Here is a 21,402-nt window from a genome sequence, read left to right as displayed (position 1 = left end):
ACTCAATAAAAGCTTTAGTTAACTTAATTACAAATTATTAATATCATTATTTACATCGTCTTCAATATCTTTATTAATATCTTTTACCATCAAAACATTGAGCACCGTACGTAATAAAATAGTTAAATCCCCTAAGAGAGTTATATGATTTGCATAAGCATTATCAAGTGCTGCTTTTGTTTCGTCCGAAATATTATTCCTACCATTAATTTGAGCTAACCCAGTAATACCTGGTCGAACTAAATTAGCTCCATTTTTTTCACGAAGCTTAACTACATACAAATCACTATCAGAAAGTGGCCTTGGACCTACAATACTCATTTCACCTTTAACAATATTCCATAATTGTGGTAGTTCGTCTAATGACGTTTTACGTAAAAAACGTCCAACTGGAGTTACGTAATCACCAATATTTTTAAATTCTTGGTTTGATATCTCAGGCGTATCTACTCTCATTGAACGAAATTTATACATCGTAAAAATTTTTGAATTTATTCCATATCTCTTTTGTGCAAAAAATACCGGTCCATTCGATGTCATTTTAATACATAATGCCTCAATTATCATTGGAATAATCAAGATCACCAACATACACAAAGCAATTATTGTATCTAGAAAACGTTTTGCCCGCCTATACATAATAAACTCCCAACCTAACCCTTAAAAATTTATATTTTACTTCGTCTCCCCGTATCCATAACCATAACCATAACCATAAGCACTATCTTTCTCTTCTTTACGGTCAACACGTTCTACGACACCCAAAATTTTAGTATCAGCCATTTTTAAATTTTCAACCGTTCGCTTGATATTTGCTTTCAAAGTTTTACCAATCTTAACAGTAATCACTACTCCATCAGTATGCTGACGCAAGACCATAGCATCAGTCACTGCCAAAACCGGAGGAACATCAAAGATAATAATATCATAATTATTACGCATCCATTTAACTAAGGGAGTCATACGATTAGAACCTAGTAATTCTGAAGGATTCGGTGGCACCGGTCCTGATGTCAAAACTTCCAAATTTTCAATGAAAGTTTTTTTGACAATCTCTCGAGGTTGATCGCCTTTAGCTAAGATCGTCGTCAACCCATTCGTATTCCATAGATCAAATGTTGAATGAGCCGTTGGACGACGTAAATCAGCATCTACATATAAGACTTTTTTGCCAGCCTGAGCCCAAGTTACCGCTAAATTACTTGACACCATTGTCTTACCATCCGACATTTCAGGGGACGTTATCATAATAATTTGAAAGTTGTCGACTAATTCTCCTGAAAATTCAATATTCGTTCTTAACGTTCTGAATTGTTCAGAAATAACATTTTTTGGTTCCACGAAGGTAATTAATCGTGCGCCATTGTTTTTCGTTTCATTATCTACTTTTTTATTTTTATTAAAATTTAAAAAACTCATAAATGACTCCTTTCAAGCCTCAAAAAAATTAGCTACATGTAAGTTAAGCACTAGTGCATCTTATTTTGAATGGCTATTCCATCCTCAATATCTAATCGGCCTTCTACATAGCTAATCTTTCCCAAATTAATTAATTGAAGTTCATCAGTTAAGAAATCAACATCTTTAACGGTTCGATCAGTTAATTCTCTAATCACTCCCCAGATAAATCCAATCAAAACACCTAAAATCAAACCAGCTAACGTTATTAATTTAACATTAGGTGAAACAGGTGTATTTTTAACAGTTGCTTTCGACACAATCGAAACATTAGAAATACTCATAATAGAAGCCACTTTATTTTTAAAAGTTTTAGCAATTGCGTTAGCAATATCTTTTGACATCTTTGCATTATCAGACTTTACTGTTAATGAGAAAATTTGTGAGTTTTGTTGATTTGAAACAGAAATCATCGATCCCAAAGTATCAGCATTAATTTCTTTTGTCGTATATTTACCCGGAACTTCTTTATATTCATCCGGAGTATCATCAGACCCTTTTTTAGTTTGAATTTGTTGAGTTTTTGTTAAACTGTCCACAACTTCATTTAAAATGATAGGTCTAGTAATAATGTCTTTATATGTATTAATCAACTGGACGTCAGCTTGCTGGTCTGCATATTGTGTTCCACCATTCTGACCATCCTGTTTCCGATTAACCAGCAATGAAGCTGATGAGCTATATTCTGGTTGAATCATAAATTTTGAAACTCCAAATGCAATCGCACCAAAAACGACACCCATTACAATCATCAATTCCATATGACGACGAATAATTACCCAAATACGAGTTAAATCAATTGTGTTATTCATGTAAATCCACCCTACTATAGTTTTATAATTTATACCAAAATTAATATTAATTATACACTAAATAAAATCTAATCCAATATAAAAATAGAAATAAACTAGAATGCTGTTTCCCCATTCAAATGAAAAAGGACAATCATTCATAAAGATGATTGTCCTTTTTTAGGTTATTTTGATAATTTTTACATATCATTTTATTAGATTCTAAAGACGATTCCAGTGAATTGAATCATTAAATTATCATTTTAATTTTCATTCATTGCTGTTTCAATTTCATCATGAACTCGTGTAATCTCACTCTGTGGAATCACTTGATACGAAACACCATTTTCCATAATTCCCTGACCCATAATTTGATCAGTTTTAATAGTATTAGCTGCCTTGTTATACTTCAAAGCAAGGTTTTGTAATGATGATTGAGAGATATTTGATCGCACGTTATCTGAAACAGATGCCAAGAAATCACTTGATAATACAGAGGTTGGATTTTTCTTTAATTTATTAATAACTGCTTCAACCACTAATTGTTGACGTTGTTGACGTCCATAATCGCCCTGAGGGTCTTCATGACGCATCCGTGAAAATGCCAGTGCTTCTGCTCCATCCATGCTATAACTTTGACCGTTGGCAAATGAATATCCTTCATAATCGAACGTCAAAGGTGCAGTTACAGTCACTCCACCAACGGAATTAACTAATTGTTTCAAACCATTCATATTTACCAATAAGTAACCATCAAGTTTAATATCCAATAAATCTTCAACAGCACTGATTGCTGATTCTGAGTTACCTTCAGCATAAGCAGCATTAAGCTTAGCTGTATGACCATTTAATTGAATTTTAGTATCTCGTTCAATAGAAACCAAGGTAGTTTTTTGTGATTTTGGATTAACGGTCATGACCATCATTGTATCTGTCCGACCTTTTTCACTACGACCGAGTGCTCCTGTATCAGTTCCAAGTAACAAATATGAAACAGACTGACTAGCACCAGTTTTTTTGTCGGAGGTCTTACTCAAGTCACTATCTAAGGAATTAATTTTAGAAGTTGTATTGTGTAATTGGTAGAATGCATACCCACCAAATCCAGCTCCTAAGACTACAATAATTCCTAAAATACTTAACAAAAATTTTTTCATGATTTTCCCCAATTCTTTTTGAATTAGACTTATTATAACCTAATGTTAAAATATTACAAAAATAATTTAGCATTATCATGATCCTATACCATATTTTTAAGGACACAATTTAATTATGACCTTGTTTTAAAAAAACTAATAAAATTTTATTAAATTCATCGAATGATTCTAAATGTGGCACATGTCCAACTCCCATAAAATGATACCCAATCGATTTAGCATCACCTTGCAATTTCAAGGCAGCTTCAGGATAATCTGATGGATATAAAGGCGAGTCATCCCCCGACAAAAACAAATGCGGACGATCTTCAAGCGGCAAAACATCTCGCCAATCTTGTACAAGTCCATCTAATAATAAGGGACGCGTTAACTTAAAATCGAACGGAGTATAGTAATCTGATAAATTTCTTTTAATTTCATCTGTTAAATGCTTTTTTGTTAATTTAATACGTGGAAAACGGTCTGTAAAGCTCGCTAATTGTGTCATAGATGATTCCTTCAACCCAGTCGTCCAGGTTCCCTCATTGAGCAATTTGGGTGGCTGATCTTCTGTAGTTAAACTAATCACCTTTTGGTTACCGAAGAGAGATACATAAATTTCAGCAACACTAGCGCCCATTGAGTGTCCAACAACATGAAATTTTTTAACATTAACTGTTTTTATCAATTCTTGCACGTCCATAGCTAAGCGAGCAATTCGCAATCCTTGAAGCGTTTTATCACTATTTCCATGGCTACGGTAGTCCATCCGTAAAGTCCGATATCCAGCAGTATTTAATGCCTCAACTTGTGGTAACCAAGTTGAAATATTACTAGAATATCCACCAAGGAGCAATACAACCTGACCATCAAATGGTCCATCCCACTGATAATGAATTCTAATTCCATCATTAGTTTTGAAAAATGACATTAATTAACCCTCCCAGTCTACCTTGCATATTTCTTTTTATTATTGATTCCAACTATAAAACTAAAAATTATCTTAGTCTAAATTTTTAAAACTTACAAATAGTTTTAAATTAAATTTATTAACATTATAGATATACCTATTTAAAAGTATCCGATAATAAAAAAAGTCACTGCATCTCAAAACTTTGATGTAGTGGCTCCCTAATTTTAAACACTTGATATCAAATTTAAATTTATATAAGAATAGGTTTTACTCTTCCCATAGCCTTCAAATATGAATTCCCATTCCATCTGCGACTTCTGCTGCATCCATAATCGCCTCACCCAAAGTGGGATGCGGATGGATAGTTAGTGAAATATCTTCAGAAGTCAAGCCATTCTCAATTGCCAATGATAGTTCTGAAATCAAATCTGAAGCACCAGGACCTACAATTTGTGCTCCCAACATTGCTTTAGTAGTTTTATCTGTAATCAAACGGATAAAACCAACACCTGCATCCATAGCTAAAGCTCGCCCGTTAGCTGCAAAAGGAAACTTAATAATTTGCGCATCAAGTTGATTGGCTGCAACAGAATCCGGTGTTTCTCCAGTTGAAGCTAATTCAATATGCGTATAAGCAACAGATGGCAATGAATAATGTATATCATGGGCATTATCAGCACCACTAATAGCTGCAGCTGCAACTTTACCTTCAAAGCTAGCCTTATGTGCCAAAGCCGGTCCAGCCACGATATCACCAATAGCATAAATATGTGGAACACTGGTACGCATACTGTCATCAGTCTCTAATAAACCATGTTCACCTTGCTTAATATCTGTATTATTTAAGCCCAAAGTATCAGTATTAGCTTTTCGACCAACAGATACGAGCAAATAATCACCAGTCACCGTTTGTTCTTGACCATCAACTTCAAAGGTCAAAGTTACATCTTGATCCGTTTGTGTTGCTGATTTTGCCATTGCTGATGTAAAAATTTCACCACCGTGCTCTTTAAAGTCCTTAATGACTGGTTTAGTCATTTCAGCATCAAATCCATTTAACGTATGGTCTAATCCTTCAATGATAGTTACTTTAGATCCTAAATTAGCATATGCACCACCTAATTCAGAACCAATCACCCCACCCCCAATAACAATTAAATGCTTTGGGATTTCTGGAAGACTCAATGCTCCAGTTGAATCAACAATACGTCCTCCAAATTTAAAACTCGGGATCTCAATAGGCCTTGATCCAGTTGAGATAATACAATCATCAAACTGTAAAAGTTGATGTCCATCTTCTTGGACCACATTTAAAGTTTCATTATCATTGAAACTTGCCTCACCTTTAATAATATTAACATGATGCTTTTTCAATAACATTGCTACACCACCTGTCAATTTTTCAACGACTTGATGTTGTTTCCAAGCTTGTGTTTTTTGCCAATCTAATTTACCAGTCATTGTTAACCCAAATGGATTTTCTTCCTGTGTTTCTCGATAATGATGACTTACGTTAATCAACGCTTTTGATGGAATACAACCAATATTAAGACAAACTCCACCAATTTGGTCCCGCTCAATTAGCGTCACGTTTTGACCTAATTCAGCTGCCCGAATAGCAGCTACGTAACCGCCTGGGCCTGAGCCAATAATAACGGTTCCTACTTCTGTTGCCTGTGCTCCTACAACCATTTCACTACACCTCCATTAACATAAATGCTGGATCAGCTAACAATTGCTTTAAATAATTCATGGCATTTTGTGCTAACATACCGTCAATCAACCGATGATCATAACTTAAGGAAAGCTTCATATTTTGTCCAATACTTAGTTCACCTTCTGCGTCAACAATTGGCTCCTTCAAAATTGAACCTAAGCCAAGAATCATAACTTCTTGTCCATTAATGATTGGTGTAAACCAAGTTCCGCGAGCAGAACCCAGATTTGAAATAGTCATTGTACCACCTTGCATTTGTGCAGGCTTAATCGAATTATTACGAACTGCTTCTGCTAATTCACTAATTTCTTGTGCGATTGCTTGAATTGATTTACTTTCAGCATGGGCAATTACTGGTACATATAATCCAGCGGGCGCATTAACAGCAATTCCCATATTAACAGTGTTATGATATACAATTTCCTTAGTATTCATATCTAATGAAGAATTTAATTCAGGGAATTTTTTTCCTACAGCAGCCATTGCTTTAACAGCATAAGCTAAATAAGTTAGGTGTATTCCCTGTTCCTTCATCTGATCTTTGAAAGTTTTTCGATGCTGGACTAACTTAGAAACTTCAATACTATCGAAATTAGTAACAGTCGGGATTGTTTCATTCTGGTGTGCCATAGCCTTAGCAATTGCCTTACGAACACCAGTCATTGGCTGACGTCCTTCTTTGGTTTCAGGTGCATGAACAATCGGGGTTGGTTTAGCTTCCACTTCAGCTATAGGATTTGATACTGGAATATTTGTAGTTTCTGTTGACGATGTTTTATTTTGAGATACAGTTGATCCAAAAAAATTCTGAACATCCTGCAAAGTAATATGCCCATGTCGTCCTGTTGCTAACACTTGGTTCAAGTCTATTTGATGTTCTGCTGCATAATGACGAACAGATGGCATTGCTAAAATTTGACCATTTGATGCCATAACCGGACTTTTAACTTCCACTTGATTTGAAGTTGGCGTAGCTTCTGTGACATTAACTGTCGTAGCCTCATCTTGTTTTGGCACTTGTTCTTGTTTTGGTTTTACATCTGAACTTCCACCTGTTCCGTCCCCATCAAATTCAATCAATGGATCTCCAACGGAAACCGTAGTATTGGGATCAACAAATAGTTTTGTCACCTTCCCTGCATATGGTGATAATATTTCTTGCATTAACTTATCATTTTGGACTTCGGCCACTGAATCATCAACTGCGACCTGATCACCCACTTCAACAAGCCAATTGGTAATATCACCTTCAGCCATTCCTTCACCAATATCGGGCATTTTAAAAATTTCAGTCATAATTTACTACCTCCTTAGCTTTGGCTACTACATCATCTGCTTTAATCATCCAATCATTCTCGGCTTGCCCAAAGGGATAAACGGAATCAGGTGCTGCAACACGGCCAATGGGAGCTTTTAAGCTAAGGATAAATCTTTCTGAAATTTCAGCCATAACCGTTGCACCGATTCCGGCCATTCGCTGCGCTTCTTGTACTACCAAGACGCGGCCAGTCTTTTGAACCGATTCACCAATCGTTTTAATATCAATAGGTGAAACTGTCCTCAAATCAACTACCTCTGCATTAATCCCCTGCTTAGCTAGTTCATCAGCCGCTTTCAATGATACTGGCACTGAACCACCATAAGCAATAATCGTAATGTCATCGCCCTCGCGTGCAATAGCAGCTTGATCAAGTGGCGTGGTGTAATAGCCTTCAGGAACCTCGCCTTTTAATGAACGATACAAGTGTAGGTTTTCCAAGAAAACAACGGGATCGTTTGATTCGATTGAACTTAACAAAAGTCCCTTCGCATCTGCCGGATTAGCAGGCATAACAACTCGAATTCCGGGGACCTGAGCAACCATCCCCTCCAAGTTATCTGCGTGCATCTCTGGGGTCTTCGTTCCACCACCGTATGGTGAACGGACCACAATTGGCATATTACGCGTATTATTAAAGCGATAACGAGTTCGAGCCATTTGTCCTGCGATTGAATCCATTACCTCATAGACAAATCCAAAGAATTGAATTTCCATAATTGGTCGATAATTTTGTGTAGCCAATCCCATTGCTAATCCACCAATTCCTGATTCAGCCAATGGTGTATTAAATACACGATCCTCTCCAAATTTTGCCTGTAGTCCGTCAGTTGCTCGGAAAACTCCACCATTTTTACCAACATCTTCTCCAAAGATTAATGTATTTTCGTCCTTTGCTAGGGCTAGATCCAAGGCCTCTTGAATTGCCGCAATATATGTTTTATTAGCCATAATTACTTTCCCTCGCTTTCAAACTTTTCAATCTGTTCTTGCATTGCTTGGCTTGGCACTTCTAAGGTATTTTTAATAAAGTCCGAAATTTTTTGCTTTTCAATATTGTCAGCAATTTTAATTTGGTCATCAATTAATGCATTAACTTCATCTACATAAGACTGTTCCTTATTTTCATCCCAAATACCCTTTTCAGTCATAAACTGTCGCATCCGAATCAATGGCTCACGCTTCCACCAGTCATCAATATCTGATTGATCACGATAACGTAATGGATCATCCCCAGCCGTTGAATGTGGCTCCAAACGATTTGTTAAAGTTTCTATCAAAACTGGGCCGTTTCCAGCAACTGTCCAGGCTCGGGCTTTCTTAGTAGCTAAGTACATGGCGAGTGGATCGTTTCCATCGACCACCATACTTGGTAGTCCTGAAGCCCAACCTTTAGCTGCCAAATGCTGGGCTGCCGTTTGTAATTTACGTGGTGTAGATATAGCATATCCGTTATTTTGAACAAAGAAGACTGCATTAGCCTTATACGCAGATGCAAAATTAATTCCTTCGTAGAAATCACCCTGTGATGAACCTCCATCACCGGTGTAGGCATATGCTACAGCGTCCTGTTTGCGTTTCTTAAGTCCAAGTGCCGTTCCAGCCGCTTCAACATATTGAGCTCCTATAATAATCTGTGGCATCCAAGCATTAACTGGTTGACCATCTTCAGTGGTCATTTCATTTCCCTTAACATGTCCTCGTGACCAAAGTATCGCTTTCCAAATTGGCCAACCCTTTACAATGGTTTCTGGAATATCACGATATCCTGGAAAAAGCCAATCTTCATCTTTAAAAGCATACGAAGATGCCATTTGTGATGCTTCTTGACCAGCAGTCGGAGCGAAGAACCCGAAACGTCCTTGTTTAGCTAATTTGGTTGAGCGAATATCTAATTGACGGCTCAAAATCATCCGTTGCATAATTGCAATTAAATCTTCATCACTAATATCCGCTTGTTGAAATGTTTCTTCATCGATGAGCTTTCCATCATTATTCAATAACTGGAGAGTCGGAAAAGCCTCATCTTGCTGCTGAAGTTGGTAATCAAAATCTAATATTTTTGCATTCTTTTCTGTTATATTTGCCATTTCGGGCTCCTTTCTAATCTACATTGTCACCAACAAAGAGGTTTGTCAGTTCTTGATTTGTAATTCCGCCAAAATACTGACCATCTTGATTAGTCGCTAAGACCTTTTCAACCGCTTTTTTTTCAAAGGGTACCCCAACGAAAAGGTCTTTGATTTCACGCCAATCACGTACCCCTAAGAAATCACCTTTAAAGTTAATATCTTGGATAATACCTTGTGTCACATTGACTTGAACATCAATACTACCGCCCGTAAACTTAGCATGGTTTTCAAAATCAAATTTTGGACTATTTCCATAGTTCCAATCCCAAGTCGCAAATTTTTGATCTCGTAAATTTTTAATTCCTTCTAATTGTGCTGGTGATAATACAATTTCATCATCTTGACCTCTATTCGTTAGAAAATAACGTAACTCATCAATAAATTTTTCAATTGTGAGGTCTTTAGGAGCATAGTCTTTAATATTACCGACACGTGCACGTACTGACTTAGCTGCCTTTGAAATGAATTTTTCGTCAGCAACATTCAATGCATGCACCATTGCATCAACATCAGTATTCCAAAGTAAGGTTCCATGATGCATTAGGTACCCACCAGCATAACGTTGAGCATTTCCAGAAATTTTTTTACCATCCACTTCTAGATCATTACGCCCCGTGATTTTGGCATCAATCCCCAATGAATGTAAAGCCTCATACATTGGTTGAACAAACTGTTTAAAATTAACGGAACTACTCTTTTCGACTGGAACAAAAAAGGTAAAACAAATATTACCTAAATCATGATAGACCGCACCACCGCCGGAAACGCGACGAACAACTTGAACATGGTTTTTATCAATATAGTCTTGATTAATTTCACCAAAAGTATTTTGATTTTGTCCTACAATCACGGCGCGTTTATTTTGCCATAAAGCGAATACTGGCTCAGTTGGCTTTAGATTATCTAATAACCAGCTATCCATCGCGATATTATCATAGGCATCTTGGCCCAAATAATTGATGTACCTCATAATTTCAACCCCTTTGCATATACTAATGAAAGCGCTTACTCTTTCCTACAATTTCAGTATATCACATATTAAATAGGTACGTTACGATAAAATGTAACGTTTCAAGCTATATAATTTATATATTAAATTTTATTGATCATTTTCTTTATATCTAATGTTTTTAATATTAACTATTGTTGTAAACACTACATGCTTAAATAATAAAAACATCTATTTTTAATCAAAAAAGCCAAGCTAGTTTTTAAACTAACTTGGCTTCATAATTTTAATTTTCTAATTCAAAGCATACTTTTGAATCGCCTTCGCTACTCCGGAATGATTATTATCATCCGTCATGACATTAGCCAAATCCTTAATCTCAGGAATTGAATTACCCATTGCAACTCCCAAGCCAGCAGCTTTAATCATCGTTACATCATTAGCCTGGTCTCCGATCGCCATGGTTTCTTCCACAGCAACATTAAGATAATCAGCTAACGCAAGTAAAGCATTCCCTTTAGAAGTTTCTTTGTTAACAAATTCTAAATTATTTGCAGTCGAACGAATTACCGTAACTTGTTCTTCAATCGATGTTGGAATAATCCTCTGAATTCGATCTAACTTTTCAGAATCAGCATTGGCAATTGCCTTAATTAAGTTAGTATCTTCTAAATCAATATCTTTTTCCAAAACATGTAGTGGTAAGTTAACTAGGTAATTTTCATAACTAGCCCACGGATCAATCAAAGTAGTTGTCGTATAAGCTTGATCTTGATCCTCTGCTTGAAGATAAATACGCTGGTCATGCATAAATTGATTAATTTCAGTCCATTCATCCAAAGTTAAAGCTGAGGAAAAAAGAATCTTTTGACCATCAGCAGTCTGCATTAATCCACCATTATGCGTAATGACATATTGATCACCACCATCAATTCCCAATTCATTCAACAGAGGCTTAACACCTGATAACGGGCGACCAGTCGTAATGACAATTTTGATGCCTTGATCTAATGCATCGCGAATAGCTGCCTTAACAGAGGATGTAACCTCATGCTGATCATTTAACAAAGTACCATCAATATCAATTGATATAATTTTTATATTATTCATACTGTCATCCTTTACTTTACCATCACCACAAAATTATTAAGTAGTTTAATCCAGTTAATATTATATTATTTCATTTAAAATGATCCGAGATTAGAAATCATAATTCCACCAAACACTACCAAAAGCGATCCAACAATGGCATAGATTAATTGACGTTTAGATTTCTTTTCGCCCAAAATGAATATTCCGCCAAATACTCCAACAACAACTCCCATTTGTGACAACGTTGTAGCAACTGCTTGACCAACGGCAGGATTTGCAGCTGAAACGAACATAAAGACATTTCCAACTGCCCAAACTAAACCAGTTATAATATTACGCCAAGTTGGTAACTCAAACATAATTGAACGTTCTTTTAAGAAGAAAATAACAATAATGAATGCACCTAGAACTTGTCCAATCGATTGTGGTCCGACAACTGCCGTCATATAATACAAGCCATTTCCATTGGGCGCACCATGAACTGCATCCGAAATATATCCTAATTTAAATAGTAAGTTAGGCAAAACGAAATACATCATGAAGCCTAATGTAGATACAAGCATTGCTAATAAACCAGATTTAAAATTATAATCTGGGTTTTCTACCTTAGGAGTTTTTGAATCTGGTAACGACGTCAAAATAGCTCCTACTACCACACTCAAAATAGCCAATGAACCAAACAACCACATTTTTCCAGTTGACCATTCACCCAAGACCGCTGCTGCCATCAAAGCATTAGCAACAATTTGGCCTCCCGTTGAAATAGGATTTCCAACTGAAACTCCCATTTTTTTGAACCCGATAAATTGTCCGGCCGTTCCAACCGCCCAAAAAAGACCTGAAACAAATCCAACAACCCATAACCGTGGATTCATTGCAAAATCAAATCCAGCGGATGGAATAACATACAATACTAAAGTTAATATTCCAAAGATCAATGCTCCAAAAGTCATACCCAAACTTTGTTGCCCTGCAGATCCTCCCATTTTGGTTGTCACAATTCCAGTTGCACCCCAAGCTAAAGCTGGAATTAATGCAATTAATAATGATGCTTGCATTTTTATTTCCCCATTTCCAAATATATATTATGTTAAGAATTGTATCACATAAAACAATGAAAGCGTTACCTTTTTGTAAATTAATTACATTATTTTTTGTAAATTTAATATTTTTTGTAAATTAATTGCAAATTGGTACATATGTCTATAGTTAAATCGTTTAACCATTTATCCTATATTTTTTAAAATTGGTTTATCAGATATAAAATTAACTAATTTAATGCTTAAAAATTTTATAAATACTTTCTTAAAAATGGCAAAAAAAAGAGCGAATCGAAATTCGCTCTCTTAAAGATTTGTAGGTGGATTAATTTACTTAACCGCGTCCTTCAATCCCTTTCCAGGCTTGAATGCTGGAATCTTTGATGCTGGAATATCAATTTCAGCATTTGTACGTGGGTTGCGACCCTTACGGGCTGCACGTGTACGTACTTCAAAAGTTCCAAATCCAATTAATTGAACCTTTTCACCAGTGCTCAATTCTTCTTGAATTGCGGCAAAAGTAGCATCAACAGCAGTTGTTGCATCCTTCTTTGAGAAACCAGCTTCCGCTACCTTGTTGATCAAGTCTTGCTTGTTAGCCATGCGACTATCCTCCTGATATGTTCGATCATAATTTTTTGAATCATAAAGTTAAGCTAACTTTATGTCGATATTAAATTTATCATAATTTGAGCGCAATAACAAGCGTTTTCATGAAACAAATGCCGTAACAGCGCCTTTTATAACACTTTTTTAATATTTAATCCACTTATAATTTTAAAAAATACATTATTCAAGCAATTTTATGTTCTTGCTCGCTTGATAATATGAATTGGAGTTCCTTCAAAATCAAAGGATTTTCTGATCTTATTTTCCAAAAATCGTTCATATGAAAAGTGCATCAATTCTGGATCATTCACAAAGACTACAAACGTTGGTGGTTGAATTGAAACTTGCGTAGCGTAATAAACACGCAATCGTTTACCATTGCGATTTGGTGCCGGATTCAAGGCCAACGCATCCATCACCACCTCATTTAAGGTTGCAGATTGAATACGACGTTGATGATTTTCATTAACTTTCTTAATCATCTCAGGTAACTTGTCCAAACGTTGTTTAGTCTTAGCTGATACGAAGACAATTGGTGCATATGCCAAATACTGGAACTCTGCACGAATCAACTCTTCAAATTCATGCATTGTGTGATTATCTTTTTCAAGTGTATCCCACTTGTTAACAACGATAATTACTGCTCTACCAGCCTCGTGTGCATATCCAGCAACGTGCTTATCTTGATCCCGAATTCCTTCTTCAGCATTCAAAACCATTAATACGACATTTGAATCATCAATTGCTCGCATCGCCCGCATAACAGAATACTTTTCAGTGTTCTCATAGACTTTACCGCGCTTACGAATTCCAGCCGTGTCAACCATTGTAAATTGGTCACCGCTATCAGTGACGAATTTAGTATCAATTGCATCACGAGTCGTTCCCGCTATATCTGAAACAATTACTCGTTCTTCTCCTAGCAAAGCGTTCACTAATGAAGACTTTCCAACATTTGGTCGCCCAATAAACGAGAATCGAATAGTATCATCATCTGGAACTCCTGCATCAGTTGGGAATTTACTTATGATTTCATCAAGTAAATCACCTAATCCAGTTCCATGCGAACCAGAGATTGGGAATGGTTCACCAAATCCAAGCGCATAAAAATCAAAAATTTCACTACGCATTTCAAAATTATCAACTTTATTAACCGCCAAAACAACTGGTTTATTAGTCTTATAAAGCATTTTAGCAACTTGCTCATCTGCTTCAGCTAGGCCTTCACGACCAGAAACCATAAAGACGATTACATCAGCTTCATCCATTGCTATTTCGGCTTGTTGCTTAATTTCACTCATGAATGGTTCGTCACTCATTTCAATTCCACCAGTATCAATTAACCGGAACTCATGAGTCAACCATTCAGCGCGTGTATATATCCGATCACGAGTCACACCGGGTGTATCTTCAACAATCGAGATTCTATCACCCGCAATTCGATTAAAAATCGTTGATTTACCAACGTTAGGGCGTCCTACAATTGCTACAACTGGGTAGGCCATTTCGCCACCTCTTTTCTACTAATTTGCTTTTTCATATAATAACATCAATTATACCATTAAAACTTAGATAAACTGTAGACATATTATAGTAAGTATATAATTCAGTTACTAATTGTCGAATGAAAAAAGGCTGGAACAAAAGTCCCAGCCTTTCTATCTAACATTTTAAAATATAATTAATTTTAGTCGAAGTCCTTCAAGTTGAACAAGTCACCCAAAGTTGCATTTCCTTCTTCTTCAGTCGTTGAATAGTTCATAGGAGCTGATTCACGACGGCTGTTGTTACGACGACCACCACCGTTATTGTTACTACGACGGCTGTTGTTATTTGAGCTATTTGAGTTGTTGTTATTGTTGCTACGACGTTGTTCACCATCGTTATTGTCTCCACCTTCACGGGCAGGGGCTTCAGTCAAAGCCTTGATTGACAATGACAAACGTTGGCGTTCAGGGTTAACATCAAGAACCTTAACTTGAACCTTATCTCCAGCCTTCAAAACATCTGAAGGGTTTTCAACGTGTTGGTGTGAAATTTGTGAAACGTGAACTAATCCTTCAACACCAGGGAATACTTCCACAAAGGCACCAAAGTCAACGACACGTCGAACAGTTCCTTCAAGAACAGTTCCTTCAGGAGCATTTTGAGCAGCTGAGTCCCAAGGTCCAGGTTGAGTAGCCTTGATTGACAATGAGATACGTTCCTTTTCAGGATCCAATCCCAAAACCTTAACCTTAACGTCTTCACCAACTGACAAAACATCTGATGGTTGTGAAACACGTTCGTATGAAATTTCAGAAACGTGAACCAATCCGTCAACACCACCAAGGTCAATGAAAGCACCAAAGTTAGTCATACGAGCAACCTTACCTTCAACAATATCACCAACAGTAAGTTCTTCAAAGACACGCTTCAAAGCTTCTGAACGCTCAGCTGACAAAACAGCCTTACGTGACAAGATCAAACGTGATTCAGCAACATTAATCTCAATGATTTGTGCCTTAACAGTTTGTCCCTTGTATTGGTTCAAGTCTTGAACAAAGCGGTTCTCGATCATTGAGGCAGGAATAAATCCACGTACGCCTGCAACATCAACAACTAATCCACCCTTAACGACTTGCGTAACAGGAGCTTCAACAATGTCATCTTCGTTGTACTTGCTTGCGATTTCTTCCCAAGCACGACGAGCTTCTAATTGACGCTTTGAAAGGATCCATGAGTATCCTTCTTTTTCTGAAGTAATAGGCATCTTAACTACAGCTTCAATCTTGTCTCCAACCTTAACAAGGTCGTTAACATCAGCATCACGATCACTAGTCAACTCGCGGGCAGGGATTACACCTTCAACTCCAGCACCATCAATTCCAACTACAACTTGATGAGCATCATCAATCGTTAAAACTTCACCAGTGACAACATCGCCAACCTTCACATCAGGTTGTGCGTCAAGTGCAGCCAATAGCTCGTTGTTTTCTTCATTCATTACAATAATTCCTCCTGGTCACACGAATGTGATAATAAAGTCCATTATAAAATAAACAGCCATCAATTTCCAGTGTTTTCGTGTGACTTTTTAATTTTTTTAATTTAAAGCTGTCAAAAGTTATTAAACATTTAACCTCTTTATTTTACACTATTTTATTCTTTTTTGCGATCATTGATTTTAATTAGACTAAGTTCAGCTCATTATTAGCATGCTTTTCATTAATTATTTGTTTAATAATCTTAACTACTTCTGAAATAGATAAGCCTGTCGTATCAACTTCAATGGCATCAGAAGCCTTTTTTAATGGGCTAATTAATCGGGTAGAATCTAAATAATCGCGTTTTTGAACAGCAGCTTCAATTTCAGCTAAACTTTCGGTCATCCCTTTAGCTTGATTTTCCTTATAACGGCGTAATGCCCGTTCATGTACCGAAGCTATCAAAAATATTTTAACTTCAGCTTTTGGTAAAACAGTAGTTCCTATATCACGTCCATCCATCACCACTCCACCATTATTGGCAATCTTCCGTTGTAATTGTGTCATCAAATCACGTACAGCAGCATATGATGAAATCTCAGAAACATTTGCGGTAACCTCAATGCTACGAATTTCTTGTGTAATTTCTTTTTGATTCAAGAATACTTTTTGGACCGGTTCACCTGGAGCAAAACTAATTTCCAAGCTTGGAACCAACGCTGAAACTGATGACTCATCTTCTGGGGCAATTCCTGATCTTAAAACAGCCACAGTAATTGCTCGATACATAGCCCCAGTATCAACGTAGACGTATTTTAAATCGTTTGCTAAAATCTTCGCAATAGTTGATTTACCTGCTGACGCTGGCCCATCAATTGCAATTTGTATTTCATTCATCATATCTCACCTAATCATCTTTAATCATTTGGAATTATTATTTAAAAAATAATTCCATTTCAATTTTCCATATTATCATAAACCAGGCAATTATGTCTGAATTACCTTATTTCATTTTTCAGAAAATAAAAAAGCTGGAACCCCGTTAGTTCCAGCAAATTAATAAGCCATCCTACTAATTATAAAAATAAAATTTCATCAATATATTATGCTTTATTTAACCTTAACGTCTTTACCGATCCATTGCGTATAATTATCAGCAGTTAATCCTGGATTTAATGCATATAATTGATCCACAGAAATATTATTCGCGGCAGCAAATCCATACAAAGTTGGACGGTTCGAAGGTAGTTCCATTTTAACGGTACTCTCAGCCTTATCAGATGACTCTTTAGCTGCTTCCTCTTCTGAAGAAGATTTGGCCTTAGCAGCCTGTTCTTCTGAATCTTTTGCAGCTTTTTCTTCAGAATCAGATTTGGCTTTGGCAGCTTTCTTTTCTGAAGCAGCCTTAGCTTCTGAAGCCTTTTGTTTCTTCAATTTATCTTTTTCTGACTTTGTTTGACCATCCACCTTGGAAGTCGATGTTTTTGTTTGATTATTACTCAATCCTGATACTGCTGTACCTTGACTAGCTTGATTTGGGTTATTTAATTCTTTCAAATAACTATAAACAGGTACAAACGAAAGAACTAAAATTAATGTCACTAATAATCCCACAACAAAACTAACTCGCTTAGTCTTCTTGCGATTTGCAGTACGTGAGTATTTTTTAACAGTTTCTTCTTGGTTGTCAAATGACGTTTCCCAAGGCTTATTTTGATCATCCATTTCGCTGGAAACCTCCACAACAGTTTTAATGTTACTAAATTACCATAAATTTCAATAAAAAGGGAAGCCTTTTATGTCGGTCTTTACTTTATATTAAACAGTTGCTGCATTTTATCTGACCAAGAGGGTATTTTATTATCCTTTTTTGCCTTTACGATTGAATTTTTACGTGCAAATTTTTGCAAATCCAAAGGCTGATTCGCTGCTTCATATTTTGAATCAAAAGGATTTTCATCTTGGAAAGTCGTTAAAATAAATTTCCGCAGTCCTTGTTCCAACTTAACATACGTTAATAATTGGCTTAAAGCCCTCAATCTTTGTTTCCGTCGTTGATCAAACTGAATCTTCAATTGATCCGGCGTTTGTCCTTGCTCCAAATAATAATTAATTAAGTTAACTTGGTTTTCATTTATTCCTGATACCTGATCTCTTTCTTTAGCCACTAAATCAACAGTTGATGGTTCAGGTAGAGTTAGATCAATCAAATATGATTGTAATAATTCATCTCCTGGTGCATACAATAATATTGCAACCGCCGTCTTACTGTCACGCCCTGCTCGACCGAATTCTTGTAGATAATTGGTTAAATCACTACTTAATTGATAATGAATCACATATCTGACATCAGATTTATTTAATCCCATCCCGAAAGCAGATGTGGCAATTATGACATCAATTTGATCTAACATAAACTGTCGTTGAATTCGATAACGCGTGTAATAATCTAAGCCTGCATGATAAGCTACCGCGGTCAATCCCGTTGCATCAGTTAAACTACGAGCTAAAGAATTTGCTAATTTACGAGAGGAAACATAAACAATACCCGGCCCTTGTAATCCATGTACTAATTGTATCAAACGACTTTCTTTTTCTTGTTCATTTGCTAATTGTTCGGTATTCAAAAATATATTAGGTCGGTCTATCGAAGTTTCATACACAAATGTGTCTGAATTATTAATATCAAATAAGTTCAGCATTTGTTGCCCCATCTTTGGTGTTGCTGTTGCTGTCAGCAATAATAATTGTGGTCTATTCAATCCTTGATATATTTCTGGTAATCTCAAATATTCAGGTCGAAAATCTGGCCCCCAACTTAACATAGTATGAGCTTCATCAATTACTAATAGGTTTAAATCGATTTGTTTTAAGCGCGATTGAACTTGTTCATCTGACAACATTTCTGGTGATATAAATAAGAATTTAAATGTATTTAATTGTTGTAAGGCTTGTTGTCGCTCCGCACGAGATAAAGTAGAATTGAGTGCCACAACCCGTTTCTCGCCCATATAATTCAAGCTAGAAACCTGGTCTTGCATCAAAGAAAGTAATGGTGAGACGATTACAACTAAACCAGTACGTAAATGCCCCGTCATTTGATAAAGAAGACTTTTACCACCACCAGTAGGTAATATCGCCAATGTATTACGTTGATCCAACAAAGCCGTCAGAATTTCTTCCTGACCAGGTCGAAAATGACTATAACCAAAATATTTATTCAATGCTACTTGTAAGTTTATCATGCTTAACACCCTCATCTAACAAAACACAGTCATACCAGATTCATTCTACTTCAGATAATAATTCTTTTTTTACTTTTTGAATTTGATATAGTCTGAAATAAAAGAACTCATCTGGTGCACCTGTAACTCGCACCTGTTGAAACGACCATGATTCTGGCGCACCGACTAACTTTCCTTCAAAATAAGCAATCAATTCTGGCGTCAATAACTGTTGATAATCAAATTGTTCAAAGGGCATAAAAATAGCAGCTGAAAGTAAATGTTCACGAACTGTCCCCAACTTCAAACGGCGTATTTGACTAATTTTATCAAGTGCTATGCCATTTTCGTAAGCCTGATACGTCTGTAACATCGATGAACTTAACAATTGTTGAGTTTGCTTCAATAAATTCCAAAGTTGCTTTAATAAATACTGATTACCAGCCTGTTCTAAAAATTTAACTAATTTAGCATACTGATCTAATTCCCAAAAATATACATCTTGATCATTCCAAGACATTGGAAACTGTAATTGATCAGCACGTAATCCAGGTTGTTGATACCCTGTCCAAGTATTAACCAATCGATCCGCGTCCCAATCCGTTAATGTCCTTAAAAACCTTTGTAATTCTTGGACCCAGTTAAAAGTTAAGTCGTTTTGCTTTTGAAATTGAAACCATTGTTTAACCAACCCTCGTAATTTTAAACGATTTGATATGGGATAATATTTATTATTTTGAAAAGAATATTCTGATACCGCTTGATTAGCCAATAAGAACATTTCTCGAAACTCAAACAAATTCGTTTCCCCACTATACAAAAAAAATCGCGGATAATAATGATCTAATTGTGCTTCTTCTAAAATTTTTTGCCCTTGATCAGTTTTGATAAACATCCCAGGCTCAACTTCTTGTAAAGCATTTTGTTTAATTAATTTCTGTATTAAAAGATCATATTGTTCTTTGGTTAATTGCGGTTGAAAATTAATCAGTGCAAATAACTGATACGCCAAACCATTAAAAGATGTTGAGACCGTCAAATGATTAGTTAATAGGCCAAAAATGACACGTTGGCGTCGAGGTTGCTTCATGTCAAAACACATTAATAAAAATTCTGGTGTCATTCAATCTGCCCCTCTCTTAATGGAATTACTTAATAAATTAGCAACAACTAATTTGTCCTTATCAAATATACCGTTATAATTCTTTATTAGCTATTGTTTTTATTAAATAAATACATTCCTCAAATAAAAAAAGATCTATACCTATTATCTGAAATAATAGCTACAAATCCGTTAAAGTATTACAAGCGACCTGAACTCTTCCGCATTTGCCGTCCGTTTTTAAGATATTGTACTTCGTCATGTCGAAGTGCTCGATATTCACCTGATGCTAAATCAGTGACTTCTAACATTCCATAACGTTCACGATGTAACTTAATAACCGGATGCCCAACTGTTTTTAACATTTCTTTGACCTGGTGATAACGGCCCTCATGAATTGTTAACTGAATTGTTGAAGTACCTTTTTTTCGATCAGTACGAAGAATATCAGCACGCGCCTCGGCAGTTTTCTTACCATCTACAACCACACCTAGTCGTAGTGCTTTCAATTCGTCATTAGTGGGTACACCTTTTACTTTAGCCACATAAACCTTATCTATTTTATAACGCGGGTGCATTAATTGGTTCGCCAATTCCCCATCATTAGTTAGTAACAGAGCTCCGGTGGTGTCATAATCCAATCTCCCTACAGGGTAAACTCGTTCTTTGACTTCATCTAAAACATCAATAACAGTAGTCCGTCCCTTTTCATCTGAAGCCGTAGTGACAACACCACGTGGCTTATTTAAGAGATAATAAACCAATTTTTCAGAGCCTTCAATGGGACTACCATCGACTTCAATCTTATTACCTGGTTCTACGCGTGTTCCCAATTCAGTCACGATCTTTCCATTAACGGTAACATGTCCTTCAGCAATAAGCTTTTCAGAGGCTCGTCTTGAAGCAACACCAGCTTGTGCCATTACCTTTTGTAATCTTTCTGCCATTTAATCCT

General features: G+C 36.2%; 20 protein-coding genes. All 20 read right to left on the bottom strand.

Annotation, left to right across the window (positions count from 1 at the left end; genetic code table 11):
• Positions 1-27: 27 nt before the first annotated feature.
• A complete protein-coding gene (locus JC2156_RS02775) occupies positions 28-639 on the bottom strand; it encodes a sugar transferase (protein WP_006845310.1) in 612 nt (203 codons plus the stop codon).
• A 36-nt stretch (positions 640-675) separates the two neighbouring features.
• Entirely contained in the window at positions 676-1,419 is a 744-nt protein-coding gene (locus tag JC2156_RS02770; RefSeq protein ID WP_006845309.1) for a CpsD/CapB family tyrosine-protein kinase, read from the bottom strand.
• Positions 1,420-1,469: 50 nt separating this feature from the next.
• Positions 1,470-2,270 (bottom strand): YveK family protein, encoded by an 801-nt coding sequence (locus tag JC2156_RS02765; RefSeq protein ID WP_006845308.1) that lies wholly within the window; start codon positions 2,268-2,270, stop codon positions 1,470-1,472.
• Between the two features lie 242 nt (positions 2,271-2,512).
• Positions 2,513-3,406 (bottom strand): LCP family glycopolymer transferase, encoded by an 894-nt coding sequence (locus JC2156_RS02760; RefSeq protein WP_006845307.1) that lies wholly within the window; start codon positions 3,404-3,406, stop codon positions 2,513-2,515.
• 109 nt (positions 3,407-3,515) lie between these two features.
• Entirely contained in the window at positions 3,516-4,316 is an 801-nt protein-coding gene (locus tag JC2156_RS02755; protein ID WP_006845306.1) for an alpha/beta fold hydrolase, read from the bottom strand.
• Between the two features lie 267 nt (positions 4,317-4,583).
• Complete coding sequence (lpdA, locus tag JC2156_RS02750; protein WP_006845305.1) at positions 4,584-5,990, bottom strand: dihydrolipoyl dehydrogenase; 1,407 nt, start codon at positions 5,988-5,990, stop codon at positions 4,584-4,586.
• 4 nt (positions 5,991-5,994) lie between these two features.
• The gene (locus tag JC2156_RS02745; RefSeq protein WP_006845304.1) at positions 5,995-7,311 is read right to left on the bottom strand and encodes a 2-oxo acid dehydrogenase subunit E2; all 1,317 of its coding nucleotides are present in this window, start codon (positions 7,309-7,311) and stop codon (positions 5,995-5,997) included.
• Positions 7,304-8,284 carry an alpha-ketoacid dehydrogenase subunit beta gene (locus JC2156_RS02740; RefSeq protein ID WP_006845303.1) on the bottom strand — a complete coding sequence of 327 codons (981 nt, stop codon included), beginning with the start codon at positions 8,282-8,284 and terminating at the stop codon, positions 7,304-7,306. Before JC2156_RS02740 ends, JC2156_RS02745 begins: the two co-directional genes overlap by 8 nt.
• 2 nt (positions 8,285-8,286) lie before the next feature.
• Positions 8,287-9,423: a thiamine pyrophosphate-dependent dehydrogenase E1 component subunit alpha gene (locus JC2156_RS02735; RefSeq protein WP_006845302.1), complete on the bottom strand. Its 1,137-nt coding sequence runs from the start codon at positions 9,421-9,423 to the stop codon at positions 8,287-8,289.
• A 13-nt stretch (positions 9,424-9,436) separates the two neighbouring features.
• Entirely contained in the window at positions 9,437-10,435 is a 999-nt protein-coding gene (locus tag JC2156_RS02730; RefSeq protein ID WP_006845301.1) for a lipoate--protein ligase, read from the bottom strand.
• A gap of 273 nt (positions 10,436-10,708) precedes the next feature.
• The gene (locus JC2156_RS02725; RefSeq protein ID WP_006845300.1) at positions 10,709-11,524 is read right to left on the bottom strand and encodes a Cof-type HAD-IIB family hydrolase; all 816 of its coding nucleotides are present in this window, start codon (positions 11,522-11,524) and stop codon (positions 10,709-10,711) included.
• A gap of 74 nt (positions 11,525-11,598) precedes the next feature.
• A complete protein-coding gene (locus JC2156_RS02720) occupies positions 11,599-12,564 on the bottom strand; it encodes a GRP family sugar transporter (RefSeq protein WP_006845299.1) in 966 nt (321 codons plus the stop codon).
• A gap of 312 nt (positions 12,565-12,876) precedes the next feature.
• Positions 12,877-13,149, bottom strand: coding sequence for an HU family DNA-binding protein (locus tag JC2156_RS02715; protein ID WP_006845298.1), 273 nt, complete (start codon positions 13,147-13,149; stop codon positions 12,877-12,879).
• A gap of 200 nt (positions 13,150-13,349) precedes the next feature.
• On the bottom strand, positions 13,350-14,660 hold the full coding sequence (gene der, locus JC2156_RS02710) for a ribosome biogenesis GTPase Der (protein WP_006845297.1): 1,311 nt from the start codon (positions 14,658-14,660) through the stop codon (positions 13,350-13,352).
• Positions 14,661-14,842: 182 nt separating this feature from the next.
• The gene (gene rpsA / locus JC2156_RS02705) at positions 14,843-16,141 is read right to left on the bottom strand and encodes a 30S ribosomal protein S1 (RefSeq protein ID WP_006845296.1); all 1,299 of its coding nucleotides are present in this window, start codon (positions 16,139-16,141) and stop codon (positions 14,843-14,845) included.
• A gap of 184 nt (positions 16,142-16,325) precedes the next feature.
• The gene (cmk, locus tag JC2156_RS02700; protein ID WP_006845295.1) at positions 16,326-17,018 is read right to left on the bottom strand and encodes a (d)CMP kinase; all 693 of its coding nucleotides are present in this window, start codon (positions 17,016-17,018) and stop codon (positions 16,326-16,328) included.
• A 213-nt stretch (positions 17,019-17,231) separates the two neighbouring features.
• Positions 17,232-17,846, bottom strand: a complete 615-nt coding sequence (locus JC2156_RS02695; protein WP_006845294.1) for a LysM peptidoglycan-binding domain-containing protein — start codon at positions 17,844-17,846, stop codon at positions 17,232-17,234.
• Positions 17,847-17,929: 83 nt separating this feature from the next.
• Positions 17,930-19,366, bottom strand: a complete 1,437-nt coding sequence (locus JC2156_RS02690; RefSeq protein WP_006845293.1) for a RecQ family ATP-dependent DNA helicase — start codon at positions 19,364-19,366, stop codon at positions 17,930-17,932.
• A 40-nt stretch (positions 19,367-19,406) separates the two neighbouring features.
• Entirely contained in the window at positions 19,407-20,468 is a 1,062-nt protein-coding gene (locus JC2156_RS02685; protein ID WP_006845291.1) for a YpbB family protein, read from the bottom strand.
• A 179-nt stretch (positions 20,469-20,647) separates the two neighbouring features.
• Positions 20,648-21,394, bottom strand: coding sequence for a pseudouridine synthase (locus tag JC2156_RS02680; protein WP_006845290.1), 747 nt, complete (start codon positions 21,392-21,394; stop codon positions 20,648-20,650).
• Positions 21,395-21,402: the final 8 nt, after the last annotated feature.

The sequence above is a fragment of the Weissella koreensis KCTC 3621 genome (genome assembly GCF_000277645.1).
This window is presented reverse-complemented; position numbering and strand designations above follow the sequence as displayed.